19 protein-coding genes are annotated in these 17546 nt (G+C 35.2%); 12 read left to right on the forward strand and 7 right to left on the reverse strand.

Features of this window, described 5'->3' with window-relative positions:
• Positions 1-61 precede the first annotated feature (61 nt).
• Complete coding sequence (locus CBF31_RS08755) at positions 62-1012, reverse strand: helix-turn-helix transcriptional regulator (RefSeq protein WP_126832123.1); 951 nt, start codon at positions 1010-1012, stop codon at positions 62-64.
• Between the two features lie 140 nt (positions 1013-1152).
• Here CBF31_RS08755 and CBF31_RS08760 point away from each other — a divergent pair, with 140 nt between their 5' ends.
• Genes CBF31_RS08760 through CBF31_RS08770 form a run of 3 tightly spaced genes read left to right on the forward strand, consistent with a single transcriptional unit; the run spans position 1153 to position 3461 of the window.
• The gene (locus CBF31_RS08760; RefSeq protein ID WP_126832125.1) at positions 1153-2403 is read left to right on the forward strand and encodes a hypothetical protein; all 1251 of its coding nucleotides are present in this window, start codon (positions 1153-1155) and stop codon (positions 2401-2403) included.
• A 20-nt stretch (positions 2404-2423) separates the two neighbouring features.
• A complete protein-coding gene (locus CBF31_RS08765) occupies positions 2424-2843 on the forward strand; it encodes a hypothetical protein (protein WP_126832127.1) in 420 nt (139 codons plus the stop codon).
• Between the two features lie 21 nt (positions 2844-2864).
• The gene (locus CBF31_RS08770; RefSeq protein WP_126832129.1) at positions 2865-3461 is read left to right on the forward strand and encodes a uracil-DNA glycosylase family protein; all 597 of its coding nucleotides are present in this window, start codon (positions 2865-2867) and stop codon (positions 3459-3461) included.
• A gap of 32 nt (positions 3462-3493) precedes the next feature.
• Here the strand turns inward: CBF31_RS08770 and CBF31_RS08775 are convergent, their stop codons facing one another.
• Positions 3494-3904 (reverse strand): GNAT family N-acetyltransferase, encoded by a 411-nt coding sequence (locus tag CBF31_RS08775; protein ID WP_126832132.1) that lies wholly within the window; start codon positions 3902-3904, stop codon positions 3494-3496.
• Between the two features lie 160 nt (positions 3905-4064).
• Here CBF31_RS08775 and CBF31_RS08780 point away from each other — a divergent pair, with 160 nt between their 5' ends.
• From CBF31_RS08780 to CBF31_RS08790, 3 genes are read left to right on the forward strand one after another with little or no spacing between them, the layout of a single operon-like run.
• The gene (locus tag CBF31_RS08780) at positions 4065-5138 is read left to right on the forward strand and encodes an ABC transporter permease (RefSeq protein WP_126832134.1); all 1074 of its coding nucleotides are present in this window, start codon (positions 4065-4067) and stop codon (positions 5136-5138) included.
• 4 nt (positions 5139-5142) lie between these two features.
• The gene (locus CBF31_RS08785; protein ID WP_126832136.1) at positions 5143-5817 is read left to right on the forward strand and encodes an ABC transporter ATP-binding protein; all 675 of its coding nucleotides are present in this window, start codon (positions 5143-5145) and stop codon (positions 5815-5817) included.
• A 57-nt stretch (positions 5818-5874) separates the two neighbouring features.
• On the forward strand, positions 5875-6453 hold the full coding sequence (locus CBF31_RS08790; protein ID WP_126832138.1) for a TetR/AcrR family transcriptional regulator: 579 nt from the start codon (positions 5875-5877) through the stop codon (positions 6451-6453).
• Between the two features lie 49 nt (positions 6454-6502).
• On the opposite strand, the gene CBF31_RS08795 is transcribed toward CBF31_RS08790, so the two are convergent.
• Positions 6503-7543 carry a linear amide C-N hydrolase gene (locus tag CBF31_RS08795; protein ID WP_126832140.1) on the reverse strand — a complete coding sequence of 347 codons (1041 nt, stop codon included), beginning with the start codon at positions 7541-7543 and terminating at the stop codon, positions 6503-6505.
• A gap of 143 nt (positions 7544-7686) precedes the next feature.
• Here CBF31_RS08795 and CBF31_RS08800 point away from each other — a divergent pair, with 143 nt between their 5' ends.
• Complete coding sequence (locus tag CBF31_RS08800) at positions 7687-8346, forward strand: HD domain-containing protein (RefSeq protein WP_170167918.1); 660 nt, start codon at positions 7687-7689, stop codon at positions 8344-8346.
• A 105-nt stretch (positions 8347-8451) separates the two neighbouring features.
• Here CBF31_RS08800 and CBF31_RS08805 read toward each other — a convergent pair whose 3' ends face one another.
• Entirely contained in the window at positions 8452-9714 is a 1263-nt protein-coding gene (locus CBF31_RS08805; RefSeq protein ID WP_245977949.1) for a DNA/RNA non-specific endonuclease, read from the reverse strand.
• A 194-nt stretch (positions 9715-9908) separates the two neighbouring features.
• Here CBF31_RS08805 and CBF31_RS08810 point away from each other — a divergent pair, with 194 nt between their 5' ends.
• From CBF31_RS08810 to CBF31_RS08820, 3 genes are all read left to right on the forward strand, one after another.
• Complete coding sequence (locus CBF31_RS08810) at positions 9909-10064, forward strand: transketolase (RefSeq protein WP_126832144.1); 156 nt, start codon at positions 9909-9911, stop codon at positions 10062-10064.
• 103 nt (positions 10065-10167) lie between these two features.
• Complete coding sequence (locus CBF31_RS08815) at positions 10168-10566, forward strand: (deoxy)nucleoside triphosphate pyrophosphohydrolase (RefSeq protein WP_126832146.1); 399 nt, start codon at positions 10168-10170, stop codon at positions 10564-10566.
• A gap of 23 nt (positions 10567-10589) precedes the next feature.
• Positions 10590-13484: a DEAD/DEAH box helicase gene (locus CBF31_RS08820; RefSeq protein WP_415674428.1), complete on the forward strand. Its 2895-nt coding sequence runs from the start codon at positions 10590-10592 to the stop codon at positions 13482-13484.
• 73 nt (positions 13485-13557) lie between these two features.
• Here the strand turns inward: CBF31_RS08820 and CBF31_RS08825 are convergent, their stop codons facing one another.
• Positions 13558-14193, reverse strand: a complete 636-nt coding sequence (locus CBF31_RS08825; RefSeq protein ID WP_126832148.1) for a hypothetical protein — start codon at positions 14191-14193, stop codon at positions 13558-13560.
• Positions 14194-14303: 110 nt separating this feature from the next.
• Between CBF31_RS08825 and CBF31_RS08830 the strand changes: the two genes are divergently transcribed.
• Positions 14304-15239: a hypothetical protein gene (locus tag CBF31_RS08830; RefSeq protein WP_126832150.1), complete on the forward strand. Its 936-nt coding sequence runs from the start codon at positions 14304-14306 to the stop codon at positions 15237-15239.
• Positions 15205-15486: a hypothetical protein gene (locus CBF31_RS08835; RefSeq protein WP_126832152.1), complete on the forward strand. Its 282-nt coding sequence runs from the start codon at positions 15205-15207 to the stop codon at positions 15484-15486. The genes CBF31_RS08830 and CBF31_RS08835 overlap by 35 nt, the downstream gene beginning before the upstream one ends.
• 91 nt (positions 15487-15577) lie before the next feature.
• Here the strand turns inward: CBF31_RS08835 and CBF31_RS08840 are convergent, their stop codons facing one another.
• The gene (locus tag CBF31_RS08840; RefSeq protein ID WP_126832154.1) at positions 15578-15874 is read right to left on the reverse strand and encodes a hypothetical protein; all 297 of its coding nucleotides are present in this window, start codon (positions 15872-15874) and stop codon (positions 15578-15580) included.
• 59 nt (positions 15875-15933) lie between these two features.
• Complete coding sequence (locus tag CBF31_RS08845) at positions 15934-17406, reverse strand: helix-turn-helix domain-containing protein (RefSeq protein ID WP_126832156.1); 1473 nt, start codon at positions 17404-17406, stop codon at positions 15934-15936.
• Positions 17407-17546 lie beyond the last annotated feature (140 nt).

A 17546-nucleotide genomic window follows, 5' to 3' on the forward strand; every position in this document is an offset into this window, starting at 1 on the left:
GATTTTCTTGAAGAGTTCAACTAAAAAAAGGTGTAACTTCCTAATAAGAAGTCACACTTTTTTAGGAATGGTATAGATCCTGCATTTTGTTTATCTCATCTATTATCTTATTTTTAAACCCGATAGGACCGGTCACTTTGACTTGGCTTCCTTGGCTAAGTAACCAATAGGTAACACCGGTATCGTAGACATAGGCCTTTACATCATAAGCCCCATCTTTAGGATTAAAAGTGATAGTAGCATCTGGGAATTTATCTTCGACAATTTCTTTAGCGCCCCAGAATTTAAATGTGACTTGGGTATCGCGACCTGAAAACATAAAAGGGGCTCGTTTTCGCAAATCACCATCTTCAACAGTGGCTCGAATTTTATCACGAGTGTCTAATTCTCTACCTTTTATGTCTATTAGCCGGTCAAGTCTATAATTGATAACAGTATCCTTCCCATCGACATATGTTCTAATATAAAAATAATGTTGGTCAAACATCAGGGACAAAGGAACACCAAGGATAGGTCTATCATTTTTTTTATTTTCATGATGATAGGTTGCGGTGAAACCTAAATTTTTTTCTATTAAGTCTAATAAGAGGTCTATTTTTTCTAAGAGTTGTTGCTCATGTGAGACTTGTCTATAGCCATGGCGTTCACTAGCAGAGATTTTGCTAAATAACACACGGTCGCTGTTTGTTAAAGACATAGAAAGTTGTTCTACTAACCGGAGTATCTCAGTTTTGTGTAAGGCTCGTACACTGAGTACTATCTTTAAAATAGCTGTAGCATCAGCTAGGCTCAATTGTTCGTTGTGGCGTTCTAAACGGTATTTTTTATCAGCTGTTTTATTTGATAGAGTGTAATTCAATTCGGAATCTTTGCAAAGGTCTCTGATTATCTCTAAATCACGCTGAGCCGTCCGTGGGCTGATGGCGTAATGCTCAGCTATCTCTGCAGTACCTAAGTTTTTTTCGTTTAATAAGTCTAAAAATAGTTCTAAAATTCGTGTCTGACTGTTCATGTAGCTGCCTCCTGCGTCATAATATGTCGCTATATAATGTTAGTATAAAGGAGTAGTGGAGAGAAAGAAAGTTTATCTCGTAAGAAATTATTTTTGTTAAGACGACGTTCTTAACAAGTAAGTTGAAGGGAGTGTCAGCAATGACCAAAGTTAATCTAGATTTAGAAAAGTATCTTGATGCGAGGCGTTTAGAAATTAATTATCTAACGTATGATTATGCAGTATCAACCCCTCTTATCAAAGAAGAAAGTGAGCGTGTTCTCTCTACCGAAACGGGACCGCTTGTATACGAAGTAGACCGTTTCGATGTATTTGATTACAATTCAAGAATTTATTTAGAAGATGTGACGAAAGAAGAGTTAGAGAACGAATTACCTGATTTACTAACAGAAGTACGCCCAGCTTTAACACATGATGTTGAAAATCAAGACGCTATCTTTTCCTTAGTGGAACAACTCAATCAACGTGGTTACAAGTTAATGGGCTATACGCAAAAGTACCTGGATACTTGGGATACGATGAGTACGCTAGATTTAGTTGATCAGATTGCCTGCATCCCTCATGACGACAGCCAATATTATGATGTGATTCTTTCTAACACCGAAGAGGAGGATGAGGACGGACGTGTTCATATTTACGATGAATTTGGGAACTGTCTGCTTCGTCAATCTGACATTAAAGAACACATGTGGTGGTCAGATGAGCCTTACTTTGATATAGAGGATAAAGAAGGTGACGTGGTTCTAGCTAAAATTGAATTAGAAAATTTAGCTAGCGTCTTGTACAGTTTCCTAAAGGGTATGTCACCTATTGAAATTAAAGAAACGTTCCTATTCCCATATGAATTAACTGCGGCACAAGTGAATGAAAGTACGTTTAGTTATACACGCTATTCTCAGTCCATCAAACGCGAAATTACAGCAGTTGAAGATTTCGAGTCATTTGAAGATGAGCCTGTCGACTTTGAATTAGGCGGATTTCAAGGGCAGTTTCGTTGTTGGACACTCGCTAGAACCTTTGCGTTAAGTCGAGCGGTTACGGTAGAGGATTTCCCTTCTGTGTATGGTCGATTAATCTTGAAATTGGCGTTAGAAAATACAGGTGAAGGCGCTCGAAAAGTTGGGGCTGCCTTAATTGAATTAGCGGCTAAAAAGGGGATAGAGTTAACTCGTGACGAACGTCTTTGCACTGCTTCATACAGAACAGCTAATCGAATTTATGAAGATGGAAAATTGATGAACTTTGATTATTGGACAAGTTCCCCTGGTATTCCACTAAGTTCATCGGTACAAATTCGTTACACAGGAACGATAAAACGGACAGCAGAACTTGCTTTTTACGAGCTAACTTTTTCAGAAACCGTTGCTGAATTATTGGATTTGGGACAATAACTAATCGAGGAGGAATGGCTATGACAGAGATGAGACGAGTAAGAGTGACGGATGAAAATGAGAATACAGTGGTACAAAGAGATGTGACTGTGATGACAACTGCTGACTTATCGGAATTTCTAGAACCACATATGATGACGTACTTTACGAAACAAGTGGAAAGAGAACTGACAGAACGAAGTTTATCTGGCGACCGAGAAGCTTTTCGTCTGTTAAAAGAGAAGTGGCAACGCCAAGTACCAGAAAAAATCAAAACCGATGGTCAGTTTACATTTAATCCAACGTTACAATTGGCCGAGTATCTGACAGGTTGGTCAATACCGGAAAGAATCTTAGCGCGACAAGTAGAGTTAGAGCTGAAAAAACGTGTTCTTGAGGGCGATGACCAAGCGTATGAGATTTATAAATGGTATGTGAATGAGATAAAACCGAATAGGTAAAAATAAAAAGGAGTGTTACGAATGACAAAAGAAAATTTAAAATTTAATGCTTATGATAGTTGGGCGATTTGGGAAACACCTAAGAATTTAAAAGAAGGTTTAACAGATGAAGAAAGACAAAAAATGTTCGGAGAGGCTTATATTCCAAAGCACTTCCCTATTGATCAATTGCCTAAAAATCTAGCTGAGCATTTAAAAGCAGTTGAGTATGTGATTGTGGGATTAAATCCAGGAAATGAGGGAGCTTCTTTAGCAGAAGAATCAGAAGCATTCTTAAATTTTCATGGTTTGAAAAAAAGTTTAGATTATCGCTTAGCAGCAGTCTTATATGATACGAAATTATGGGGGGCTTTCATGACAGATTTAATACATGTTGTCGAAAGTGATAGTTCGAAAGTTTCAACAGATTCAGAGGACGTCGCTTATTTAGAAGCTCATCTAGATGAATTAGGGGTTTCAGAAAATGCTGTACTTGTTGCATTGGGTGGAAAAACAGAAAAAGCTCTTACAGGTAAAGCACGTCGTAAAGTGGTTTCTCTTCCTCATTATTCTGGAGCCAATGGACACTGGAAAGCTGAAAATACACGACAAAAAGTAGAGGCAATAGCTTCTAACTAAAAAAGGACTAGCCTAGGCTAGTCCTTTTTTAGTTAGTTTAGTTGATATAAAGTAATCGACTCCCCACCATTATCAAAAGGTGTAAAGCCAAGTGAGTCATAAAAGTTACTGAGGGCAAGAGTCTTTCCTGTTAATAGCACTAATTGCTCAACATCGGGATAAGCATCAAGTACGTCAGTCAGCAATTGCGTGCCAATCCCTTTATTTTGATTAGAAGGATGGACGAGGATATCTTGAATATAGAGAATGGTTTCACCATCACCCACAGCTCGAATTAAGCCAACAGGTGTGGTGTTATGCCAGGCGGTAATGACGATAAGTGACTTGGTAAGTGCTCGGGTCAATTTGTCTAAATCTTCAGTATAAGTGGTGTAACCAACACTCGAATATAAGGTGTCGAGTTGGTTAGGTGTCAGGACGGCGTTTGATTGATAGTAAATCATAATGTGCTCACTCCTTTTTGTAAATCTAAGGGTAGTGTACCATGAAATGAAAAAAATAAGGTTGGCGTGAGCATTTATTTTCATTTATCAAAAGATAAGTGATATCATCTGTCTATCACTTGATAAGTGAATTTTATGTAGAACGAAAGGGGTACCGCATATGTTTTTATCAATTAAAGAAATGGCATACTCAAAAGGAAAGTTTGCCTTAATTATTTTTATCATGGTATTGATATCATGGTTGGTGTTTATCTTGTCTGGATTAGCAAATGGTCTAGCTCAGGGAAGTAGTAAAGAGGTGGATTCATGGCGAGCAGAGGGGATTATCTTGACGGATGAGGCGAATAAGAATTTACAAGCGTCTAACATCGATGAGAAGGTATTAAAAGAAGTAGATGCCAAAGTTGTGGAAGGTATTGTTCAAGGGTCATATGCTATGCAACACGAAAATGGAAAATCTGATGAGAAAGAAAATATTTCAATTTTTGGGTCATCTAATCAAAAAATAGTAGACCCTGAAATTATTAAAGGGCGTCGTTATGAAAAGAAAAATGAAATTTTAGTTTCTCAATCTTTAGCTGATAAAGGTTATGAAATAGGCGACAAAGTGAAACTTGGAAGTAGTGAAGATACATTTACGATTGTTGGGATAACACCAACAAGTTCATACCGTATTACGCCAGTTATTTATGCATCTGTTGCGACTGTAAATGACTTACGTTTTGGTGATACGCCACCTAAAGGCACAATGTATAACGGTATTGTCTACCGTGAAGGCAGTTCAAAAGTAACAGATGATAAAAATTTAGTAGATATTAAAACCACTGATTTTATCGAAGCATTACCAGGGTACAGTGAGCAAAAATTAACGCTTAACGGAATGGTTTATTTCTTACTTGTTATCTCTGCCTTCGTTATTGGGGTATTCATTTATGTGATGACCTTACAAAAAACAGAGATGTTTGGGATTTTAAAAATTCAAGGTGTGGCTACAAGTTATTTAGCGAAGTCAGTTTTGATTCAAACGTTCTTCTTAGCGTTAATAGGTGTGCTTTTAGGAGCAGCATTGACGTACTTAACAACATTAGTTTTACCAGCAAGCATGCCATATGCAACGAATTTAACAGAAGCCGGAATTTATGGTATCGGCTTAATCATATTCGCTATTTTAGGTGGGGTATTCTCAACCATCACAGTAGCAAAAGTCAATCCATTAGATGCGATAGGAGGGTAATAATATGAAACGAGCAATTGAATTAAAGAATGTAAACAAAGTATTTGGTAAAGGGAAAAAGCAAGTCAACGCTTTAACTGACATTAATTTTCATGTGAATCCAGGAGAATTAGTAGCTGTGATTGGGCCATCTGGTTCAGGTAAAAGTACATTTTTAAAAGTTATCGCGGGACTACTAGAGCCGACATCAGGTAGTGTTATTATTGATGACCAAGATTTAAAGAATGTGGCAGCTAAAGACTTGGTTAAATTACGTTTTGATAAATTAGGGTTCATCCTTCAACAATCTAACCTTGTTCCCTTCTTAAAAGTAGCAGAACAATTTAAATTAATTGAAAAAAATGACCGTTCAAAAAAAGACCCAGACTACCGTCAAAAGTTAGCAGAATTATTAGACATCGAAAAATTAATGAACAGTTATCCGAAAGATTTATCTGGTGGAGAACGTCAACGTGTGGCGATTTCGACAGCCTTGTACCATAAACCAGAAATAATCTTAGCAGATGAACCGACAGCAAGTCTTGATAGTGACCGTGCTTTTGAAGTGGCCGTTTTATTAGCTCGCTTAGCGGAACAAGAAAAAACCGGGATTGTCATGGTAACTCATGATGAGCGTTTACTAAAATACTGTCACCGTGTCTGTCGTATCGAAGATGGTCAGTTAACCGAAGTGGTCTAGTCTATTTAGAGAAGGAGTGGTACACTAAGTAGGAAAGAAAAATAGAGGAGCGTATTTATGACAATGACGCGTAAAGAACTAGCAGATCAAACAAAAGCGACCATCTTAGATGTTGCCCGTCAGCTTTTTCTCAATCAAGGGTATCAAGCGACCTCAACCCGTGCAATTGCCGAACAGTGTGGCATTACCCAACCTAATTTGTATCACCATTTCAAAAATAAAAAAGTGTTATTCAAATGTGTAGTAGAAGAAATAATTAAAGATATTGAAAAAGTTCAGATTGAACTGCTTGCAGAAAAATGTTCGCCAGAAGAAAAACTAGTTTCTATGATGACGGCACTGATGACCATTCATCCAGCTAACTTTTTCAGTATGCTCGAAGATTTTAAAGAGATTATGTCTGAAGAAAATCAAAAAGAATTTTTTGAAATGTATCAAACAGCTTACTTAGCACCTTTTATTTCAGTTTTTAAAGAAGCTGATTTAAGAGGAGATGTGACGCCAGAAGAAGCGACCACTCATTTGATGTACCACTTGGGTGCAGTGATGAGTATCTCTCATCAGTATAAGAAAGAACACACAACAGAACAGCTAAGACGAACCGTTGATTTACTTTTGAATGGTTTGGTAGAGTAAAAAGGGTTAGAGCCCAATAAAATAAGAAGCGTGCCAAAGGGCACGCTTCTTATTTTATTGGGCTCATTTCTTGAATATCTTGAATTTTTTTAATCTCATAACGAATAGCCTTAGTATTTTCGGTAGCATCTTTTAAAGACAGAGATTGAATACGTCTATTTTCAAAGGGTGACACGTATAATGTTAGATTATTTAGATTATAAGCAGTTGAGTATTGATTTCGGTGTACAAATAAATCATCTGGCTTACCAAGTGCATTACCTGTTTTGATCAAACCGTAAGGAATATCAAAGTTATTTAAAATATTATAAACTCTATGAATGGCCATATCATCACTTGGTGCATCAGACATGCGATTAAAAATCGTAGCACGGACGAAACGAGTTTGTGGTGTGAAATCTCCAGGTAATCCGAAGAGTCCGCTACCGATGCCAGATGATGGAATGGTTACGTTGCCCATTTCCCAATCAGCTTGAGTATCACCAGTTAGTCCAACATAATTATTTAAATTCTTCACATGGTAATCAAAGTCAGGTGCATTTGACATAGTTCCGATTTTATTATCATGTATAGTGAACGAGCCTTTTACATCCGGTTCAATCACAATTGATTTACCGGTTTTATCAGTGAACCAGTAATGTTGCGGTTGTGCGGCACCTAGCTCATTTTCAGTATCGCATATAGCGACTTCGGATAGAGCACGTTCGCGTAATTCATCTACATCGGCACAATTTGCTATAGCCCATGTTACGAATTCTTCTCCTCTAAAAGGTAGCTTACCCAAAGCTTCAACTTCTTCTTGTGTGGCATAGTTGTGGTAGCCTGAGCCAAAATAAAAAGTTCCTCCTACAAGGCCGTTCTCATTAATACCATCCATTAACATGACTACGTTATCAATATTATAATCTTTACCACTAAGGGTACATCCCATAGAAGCGTATTTAAATGTGACATCCGATAAAAGAAGTCCTTTTACTTCATAGCCTCTAGGAATTGTGATACCGTCCATAGGCATTGGAAAACCAAATTCCTGGGTTCTTCCCCAATAGGTATTACCCTCTATACTCGTTACTTGAATTCCTGTACACATAAGCAGCCTTCTTTCTGTTCTATATATGCCCCTATTTTATCACAGGAATAGAAAATGATGAAACGTTTTCAATAGAGTTAGAAAATAATAGGGAGTATTGAGTAGTGTTGTATAATAAAATGAGAGTAAGGGAGTGGAAAGTGATGTTAAAAATCAGTCAACGTGTTATAGAATTTGTAAAAAAAGAATTGGCATACGACGTGACAGGGCACGATTTTTATCATGCCGAACGTGTTGCTAAACGTGGGGTGCGTTTGTACCAAGAGGAAACAAAAGAGGCACCTAATGCTGAGGGGGAAATGATAGTAGAGCTTGCCTCATATTTGCATGATGTTATTGATGAAAAAGTAGTAGCAGATACAAGGGATAATAGTAAAAAAATAACAACACTTTTAAAAGAAGAGGGGCTAAGTGAGACTCAAATTGATGAGGTTTTTTACATTATGGAGCATATGTCTTATTCTAAAAATTTAGAGAAGAAATATGATCTTAGCTTAGAAGGAAAGTGTGTCCAAGATGCAGATAGATTGGATGCTTTAGGTGCTATAGGAATAGCGAGAACTTTTTCATATGGGGGCAGTCATAATAGAAAGCTGTACGACCCAACTGAAGATAAAAGTAAAAATGAAACTTATGAGGCGTATCGTAATCAAAAAGGGTCATCAGTGGCTCACTTTTATGATAAGTTACTAGGTCTAGCGGATACAATGAATACTCCCTCAGGTCAAGAACTGGCAGAGAAAAAAACAGAATATATGAAAGTTTATCTGACTCAGTTTATGGCAGAGTGGGATGGGGAGTAGGGGGACTGACCAGCTAGATTATTATACGTGGGGACAAGCGAATAACTTATTTGGTGAGATGAAGTGGAAATAAAAAAATGCTAGCCTCTTGGAGGTTAGCATTTTTTATTCCCACTTACACTTTGTCAGTCCACTACGTTCAGCAGTACTCAGTACAGTTTGGGTGATGGCGTTGGCATTATTCAAACCTCGGCAACTTTTTGAAAAATGGTACTTTTTACCTGTCGCTGTAATATAGACAGTTTGATCTTGAGCTTGTTCTGTCGGTTGTTCAAGCGGGGCTGTATCATGTTGTATGGGACTAGCTGTTTGTTTGGGAGTTTCTGTAGCTTGCTCCGGTTCAACCTCTTGTGAAGGACCAAGTTGGCTCGTCCCATCACTGTAATTAAGAATGACATCATTTTGAATATTGGCAATAAAGACATTAATTTGAACATCATTATCTCCTATAGATTGTGCTTTAAGATGGACGCCACGGGCTAAGAGTTCGTTATCTTTAAAGACGGGAATAACTGTATATCGTATATAATGATTCGGATTTTGTTCGAGGTAGTAGGCAATGTCCATTTCAAATCGTAGCATTTCAGGATTATTTAATTGTTGTGTTCCTGTAATTAGGTTTTTAAGGTTATTATTTTGTCCAGTGAGTTGAAACCCAATGAGATGAGAACGGTTGTAAAGGTAGCCTTTTTTAGTTTTTTTATTATGCCAACCTGTTGGGTCAACATTAAGACCTACTCGTTTTTCAGTAGGCATTAATGATTGATTTAGCATTGCTTCAGCAATGGTTGGGCGATTAAGGTGATCTAAGTTACCGTAACTTTCCCAAGCGCCTTTTTCTAAGGATAATTCCTCTTGTGTAAAGTCTGGAATTCCTTTATCGACATCAAAAGTTTGGACATCTTCTACGATTTTATTGGCTAAGGTAGTATACATTGTCTGTCGCTTAGTTTGTAAAGTAGTTCGTGCGACCGTTTCTTTTTTCTTTTTCTCAGCGTCGCGTTTTAGTTGTTCTTCTTCAGTTTTTTTCTTTAGTTCTAATTTTTCTTTTTCGAGCTTATCTTTTTTCTTTTGTAAGGTCAGCTGTTTCTCGACTTCTTTTTCGCTAGTTGTTGTTTCTTTTATAATACTAACAGTGTCGCTTGTAGTAGAAGATGTAGAGATGAGTTGTGTAGATGGGGGCTCGGGATTAGGTGGGATTTCTGTTGACATATCGCTTTTACCTAAAAGAAAAATGCCCAGACCTGCTACAAGATAAATATATTTTTGGTATGTTCTAGGTAGAGGTGTGTTACTTTTATTACCTTTTATTAATTTATATAGACCAAATCCTCCCACAAGTGTTAGGAAAGTTCCGATAAAACTCATTTAAAACGCCTCCAAAGTTAGATAGTATTAACTGTTATGCTATCAGTAATGAGAAGTAATGTAAAAGGTTTTTACTTAAAAAAAGGGGAAGAAGAGTGTGAGGATAAATAATTGAGTGAATTTTAGTATATTGTTATGAAGCAGAAGATATTACAGTTGATAACCATAATATTATTGGTGGTATTTGCTCACTTATGGCGGAATTTGTAGCAGATAATTCTCCACGTAAAGTAGCTCGATTAGGTGTTAAAGAAAGCTTCGGTCAAGTGGGTAAAATGGATTACCTTAAAGAAGATTATGGTATGACAAGTAAAGATATCATCGCTGCTGTGAAATCAGTAGTAGGGTAAAAAGTAAAAAACTCGTTCTTATTAAAGAATGAGTTTTTTATTTATTTTCGGAGTAAAATAAACTGTGATATTATAGATTTATGATATGTAAAGAGGGTGTGCTATGATTAAGGTAATCAATGTAGTTGGTGCGATTATTATTAAAGATAACAAGATATTATGCGCGCAACGTGGTGAAGGTCGAGCGTTATCTTATAAATGGGAGTTTCCTGGTGGTAAGATTGAGGAGAACGAGACGCCAAGAGAGGCACTGGTTCGTGAGCTTAATGAGGAGTTGAAATTAGAGGTTAGCGTTGAGCCAGAACCATTTGAGTGTACAACGTATGATTATGATTTTGGTACGGTTACTCTCACGACTTTTTGTTGTGAGATAGTGGGAGAGTCTGAGCCTGTGTTGACGGAACATGTGGCTGTAAAATGGTTGGCTCCATCAGAATTAATAGAGCTAGATTGGGCACCAGCAGACGTACCTGCTGTGGAGAAGTTAATGATGACACGTTAAGTTAAATTAGGGAGATGATGAATTTGGCAAATGATGAGAAGATGATGGTAATGGAGAATGCCTTAAGAAAAAGCTATATGGATCAAACAGTTGTAGGTGAGGGGTTAGACCATAAACTAGTGATTAATGATGCGGCTAAAAAGAAATACGTTATAAATGACTTAACGCGAGAATTGAATCAGGCGGAGAGTTTCTTTTTTTCAGTAGCGTTTGTGACTCAAAGTGGTTTAAATGAACTTAAAACACAATTAGCTGATTTAGCATTAAAAGGGATTGAAGGTAGATTATTAACATCGAATTATCTTGGGTTTAATTCACCAGAGGCTTATGAAAGTCTGCTTAGGATTCCTAATTTAGAGGTAAGAATTTCGACTAGACATGGTTTCCATGCAAAGGGCTATCTTTTTAAAAAGCTAGACCACTATACTTTAATAGTAGGGAGCTCTAATTTAACACGGGATGCTGTTAGAAAGAATTATGAGTGGAATATTTTAATGAATTCTTTTGAAAATGGGCAAGTTATCCAACAAACATTTGATTTTATGGAATCTGAATGGGAAGAGTCGCAACCGTTAACTCAAGAATGGATTGAGTCTTATCGTAAGGTGTATAAGAAATTAAAACAACAGACTGTAGCAGATATTGCAGTTGTTTCAGAAGAAAATTCAGCTTATGAAGTAAATACGAATCAAGAGATTAAACCAAATAAAATGCAAGAAGTCGCATTAAAAAATATCGAAGAGCTCCGCCGCAAGGGTGAGAAACGAGGACTTGTTATTTCTGCTACAGGAACAGGAAAAACTTATCTTTCAGCTTTTGATGTGAGACAGGTTAAACCCAAACGATTTTTATTCATCGTACATAGAGAACAAATTTTAAGTAAAGCCAGAGATGAGTTTCATAAGATTTTAGGTGGTGATAAGTCAGACTTTCGAATTTTATCTGGAAGTAAAAAAGAAACTGAATCGCGCTATTTATTTTCAACGATACAGACTATTTCAAAGGAAAACTATTTAGAGCAGTTTGCTAAAGACCATTTTGATTATATTTTAATTGATGAAGTCCATAAAGCAGGGGCAGATTCCTATAAAAGAGTGATCGATTATTTCACACCGATGTTCTTATTAGGGATGACTGCTACGCCTGATCGTACGGATGGTTTTGATATTTACGGATTGTTTGATTATAACATTGCCTATGAGATTCGTTTGCAAGAGGCTCTTGAAGAAGAAATGCTGACACCCTTTAATTATTTTGGGGTAACAGATTATATGAAAGATGGTTTAACAGTGGAAGAAACCAGTGACCTGCAATTTTTAGTAGCGGATGAGCGGGTTGATTTCTTATTAGAAAAGATTAAGTACTACGGCTGTGATGGTAATGTAGCTAAAGGATTAGTATTCTGTAGTCAAAAAAAAGAAGTGAAAGAGTTAGCTGATAAATTTAATCAAAAAGGCTACCCTAGCGCTTATTTGACAGGCGATCATACCGTTGAGGAACGTGAGCGTGTGGTTCGACAATTAGAAGAGGGCGAGTTATCTTACATTTTTACAGTAGATGTCTTCAATGAGGGGATTGATATTCCTAAAGTAAACCAGGTCATTATGCTTAGAAATACGAAATCGAATATTATTTTTATTCAACAATTAGGACGTGGTTTGAGAAAGCATCACTCAAAAGAGTTTGTGACGGTAATTGATTTTATCGGAAATTATCAGAATAACTATATGATTCCCATGGCGCTAACAGGGGATAGTTCGCGTAATAAAAATAGTCTAAGACGTGATACGTTTGAATCGAATTTTATGTCTGGTGTTTCGTCGATTAATTTCGAAGCGATTGCGAAAGAACGTGTGTATAAATCAATAGATAAAGCGTCGTTAGACTCAATGGTAGAACTACGCAAATCGTTCGAAGAGTTAAAAAATAGATTAGGTAGAACGCCATATTTAGTAGATTTTCAACAAAGTGGGGTGTTAGAGCCTCTTGTTGCAGCAAAAAAATACGGTAGCTATTACGACTTCTTATTAAAAGTAAAAGAAGAGGTTCCAGTTTTAGACAGTCAAAGTTTGGCGTATTTAAAAATGGCATCGAATGAATTTCTACCGGGTCATCGTTTACATGAACAAGTTTTATTGACTCGCTTAATTGAAAAAGATGAACTGACTAATAGTGAAATAGTCGAGTTATTTAAATCAAAAGGAATAGCTTATGATGATAAAACAATTCGTTCTGTTAAGAGCGTGTTAGATGTTAGCTTCTTTGCAGGTTCGAATGCCTCTACTTATAAATCAAGTAGCTTTATAGAAGTAACCGAGGACGGTATTTGTTTAACAACCAGCTTTAAAGACTGCTACGAAAATACTTATTTTGCTAAGTTATTAACGGATATTTTTGAAACCGCACTGCTTAAAAATAACAGTTATCATACAGATAAACCGTTAACACTTCATGAAAAGTATACAAGAAAAGAAGTGTTAAAATTATTGAATTGGGAAAAAGAAATGGTACCATTGAATATCGGTGGTTACACTTATAAAGATGGAGAGTTCGTTATTTTTGTGACCTTGAAAAAAGGAGAAGAATTTAAAGGAGCTCAAGTTGCTTACCGAGACAGATTCTTAAGTTCAAGTAGAATGAAGTTATATTCTAAAACAGGTAGAAGCCTAACTTCTAATGAAGTTAAAATTTTACAATCTCCAGATGACTGGACGATTAGACTATTCATCCAAAAATCGAATGACGAAGGTAAGGATTTCTATTATATGGGAGAGGTCAAGCCAATAGCTGATTCTATTATAGAAGTCGAAGAGCCTATTGAAAGCGGTGAGGTTAAGAGTCTTGTTGAGTATGATGTTCAGTTAGTCGATGGTGTAGATGATTCCTTGTATCGTTATTTATTAAGTGGGGATGAGTAGATTTTGTGTGATAATCATTATAAATTGAATACTAAAGCTGCTAAATAGCTACAGAAAATATAATTTTTTGAAGTTATTTAGCAGCTTTTTGTTGTTTTAACAGAGCGTAGACCATAATAAAATTAATGATAAGAACACTAATAATAGATAAAGAGCTTAGGGTAATAAAAAGTTTGCTAATGGCAATGGGGTGTTGGCTTAAAATATCTTCTAAAGGGAAAATCAATTGACTCCCTATTATTATTTTTCTTAGTAAGAAAGAGGAAAGTAATAGACTTCCCGCATAAGTAATAGGCAAGAAAAAATACTCTTCTATAAAAAATTGGCAGGTGACGATAAGTGACGTTTCGCCTGTCAGTTGATTTATCTTTAAATTATTCTTTTGTACAAGGTATTTTTGGTAAGTCGAGACAGTAAATTGAAAAATTCCGAATAAACATAGACCTATAAATATGAATAGAAAGCCATAAGTTAGGCTAGATAATAGGGTATAGAGAAAAGGTTTAGTATCAACAGCTTGCAGATTGAGAGTAGTTTCGACTCTTTGTGAGTGGTAATTAAGAATAACGTTAAATAAAGAGAAACTGTAATAGGCTAGAATAGTGAATGTAAAATATAGAATCTGGCTAATACTTCCTCTCAAACTATTAATTTTATTTCGCTTGTGATGATTGAATGCATTAGAAATCAAATAGTAAAGTTTTATCATAAGGGTCACTTCCTTCTAAAGAAAGCGTATCATATTTCTAAATTAAGTACGTTACAAGGTAATATCAACTAACTTACAATTTACTTGTCTTAAAGTGTGAGGGACAAATTATGGCAAAGATTACTATAAATTTAGAACGTTATTTATTTGAAAGAGAGTTAGCAATTAATTATTTAATGTATGATTATGCTAAACAAGAGGCCTTAATTCCTGAAGGTAAAGTAACGATGTTGTCATCAAATGATGGTCCTTATTTCCCGTCACCAGGACGATTTTATTTTTATAATCAAGACGGTGAATTGTACTTAATGGATAAACCTGTTGAAGAATTTGAGGAGAAATTACCTAAGTTGTTGGCTAAATTACCAGCATCTTTAACATTTGATGTAGAAGACCTTGGTGGTACTATCGCCCTAGTTAAGCAGGCTCAGGAAAAAGGCTTTAGTATAAATGGTTATCATCAGAAACTTGTTGATACATGGGATGTTATTGATCCGATTAGCTTATCTGAGCATACATTTAAAAAAATAGAACTAGGTGAGAAACTTGATCCGATGAGTTATTTCACAGCTAGTCAAGATGAAAAACGTCTTACATTAGTGGATAGTTCAGGCAATAGACTCTTACGTGAATCAGATGAAAAGAAAACGCGATTTGCGCTAGAAAATTCATATTTTGAAGTGGTAGATTCAATGGGCCGATGTCAGTTGAAGCAAATTCCACTGGAAGACTTAGCAGCGGTTCTTTATAGCTTACTAAACGGTATGACTGTTTCAGAAGTGAAGGACATGTTTCTTAATCCTTATAATATGACACGTGATCAAGTAGAAGAGTGTCTGTTAGTATACGACCGTTACAGTATATCTGAAAAACGTAAAATTGAAAGTCTGTCTGATTTAAATGAATTAGATAAATTACCACTAGATAGAGAGTATCAAGAGTATTACGATGAATATAGTTATTGGTTGGTGGAAGAATGTATCCGTATTAGCCGCTCAATTGATTGGTGTAATGGACTTACCTCTTGTTTTTGCTGTATTGAATAGGGAAGAGCAAATAATTCCTATTGATAAAGGAGCAAGTAAGGTATCGGATAAATTGTTATCAGAAGCTTTGGATTTAGATCTCTTCCTATTTAGAGATGACCGTATTCAAACAAGGGTCTGTGATACATCTGAACTGGAATATGAAGAGGGGAAGATTGTGAATTTTATTTATAAAGAACGGAAAAATAAGATTAGTTTATCAACGTTCAGAGAAATACTCTTTACAGGGCTTAACCAAGAAACTTAGAAAGAAGAATTTAATGAGTTGACCTTTAGCCAAACTGTGGCCCGAATAGTGGTACTACAACTGGAAAATGTTTAAATAAAAAGTAGGCCTGTTAGTTAACTAACAGGCCTACTTTTTTGATTGGTGAAGGATTAGCTGTCATTAATCGTTTTATAAACTTTAAGTCCAGACTTAATTCCCACAACCATACCAATGATAGAAATAATTGCCATTGGAACATTAGAGAATGTTTGACTCCAGCTGCTGACATATAGGCGTCATTGGAAGTTTCAGGAATAATTAGATACGAAATACTATCAAAAATACTTGATAAATTAAAGAGTAGAACAATCGTGAAGATTAAGGCTAGAACTAACCAAAAAATAACAAAGAAAATTTTTTTCATCATGGAGCACCACACTTTCTTTGTATTTTTATTATACCATAATAAATATTTAATTAGATAATTTATTCAACTAAGCCAAATTGACTTTGTTTTTCGTTATATTTAGCAGTAATAAAATTAAGTAATAAATTGATGGAATCTTTTGATTCAGCATCAACTAGTAAAAAGAAAGAAGTATTAGTTTTTTTTTTGATGAGATAGTCACAAACAAATAGATCAGCCTCGTCCGAATTATTAGTGATCTGTACACTATCAGTTGAAAACAGACGAGAAATTAGTTTAATGATGTATTGTTTGCGTGAGGATTGATACTTAATATTAATAAATAATTTAAGAGTCTCACTTTTAAGTGGTAAGCAATTTTTGATATCAGTTGCAATATCATAACTATCTGTTTTTAACATGTCTCGTGTCAGAGGCATAAGGTGATCATCTTCTATTAAATCAGAAATGAAGTGATCGATGTCATTAGTAGAAAGTGAAATTTTCTTCTTGATAAAGTTTGGTGTGAAATCAAGTAGTTTTTCAAAATTATATTGGAAAAGATGAAAATTAATTACTTTTAATGCAATCAAATAAATAATATCTAATTTAAATTTAGAAAATGAACGACCCGAAGAATCAAATATCTCACAAGTTTTTTCAGAGATATAGATAATATCATTTAATATGGGATTGGTCGGATCAGATTTCTGACTCTCCAACAGTGCTAAGCTGATCAACGCGCGGTGTTCATCAGTATCTATCTGGTTAGATGACAATCGTGTCAGAAGGTTAATCGTCAGGTTAACTTGTTCAGAGGAAAACTCTTCAAGTGTATTATGGTTAACATCATTAATTTGTATAAATAGATTTAATAGTTGAATAAGATTATTATCGCTTATGTAGTCCCCTTTTGAATGATTATGAGCTAAGAGACACTTAGTTAAAATGTTAGATTTATTTTGTTCGAATTTATTTAGAAAGAAATTAAAAGGTATATTTAACTCGGAAACAACTTCAGGAGAAGGGGAAAAGAGTAAGATAAAACATTGTATTACATAATCAACATATAGTTTTTCTAGTAAAGGACCTGTGTAAAATAATTTCCCTTTTCGGGTGATTAATTTAACAGATGTAGGGGCTAAAAAGGTATTGATATTGGCCATTATTTTGGCCAGATAACTTTGAGAAATTCGAGCTTGTTCACTAACTTCATATTTATCTAAAACAGCATCATAAGACATAAGATTTAAAATTGTATAAAAAATTGATTTTTGGACGTAATCACTAGTGATATCAAATAATAAGTTGTTATAAATGTCTTCTTTTTTGCCCTCAAGTGCAACTCTACTTGTTTTTGAACGTATTTTTATATTTGTGTGACCTAAGTGTGAAAAACTTTCATTTAATTGTCTTAGATTGTGTTGGATGCTACTTTTTTTAACTAGGAGATGATTGTTAACAAAATTTAATGATGTGTCTAAGTTATATATGGTTGAACCTAAAATATCCAAGTTTTCAATTTCATTCTTTTTTAAAAATAAATGGAACATAATAACCTCCCTAAGATTTGATTTTACAAAATAACTAATAAATAGTATTAGTTATTTTGTTATTTTTTGTTGGTTAATAAATATTAAGTACCGTTTCTACTTCTATACCACACTAAACTAACAAAGAAAATAAAAATTGG

The sequence above is a fragment of the Vagococcus fessus genome (assembly GCF_003987565.1).
Lineage (GTDB): Bacteria > Bacillota > Bacilli > Lactobacillales > Vagococcaceae > Vagococcus_D > Vagococcus_D fessus.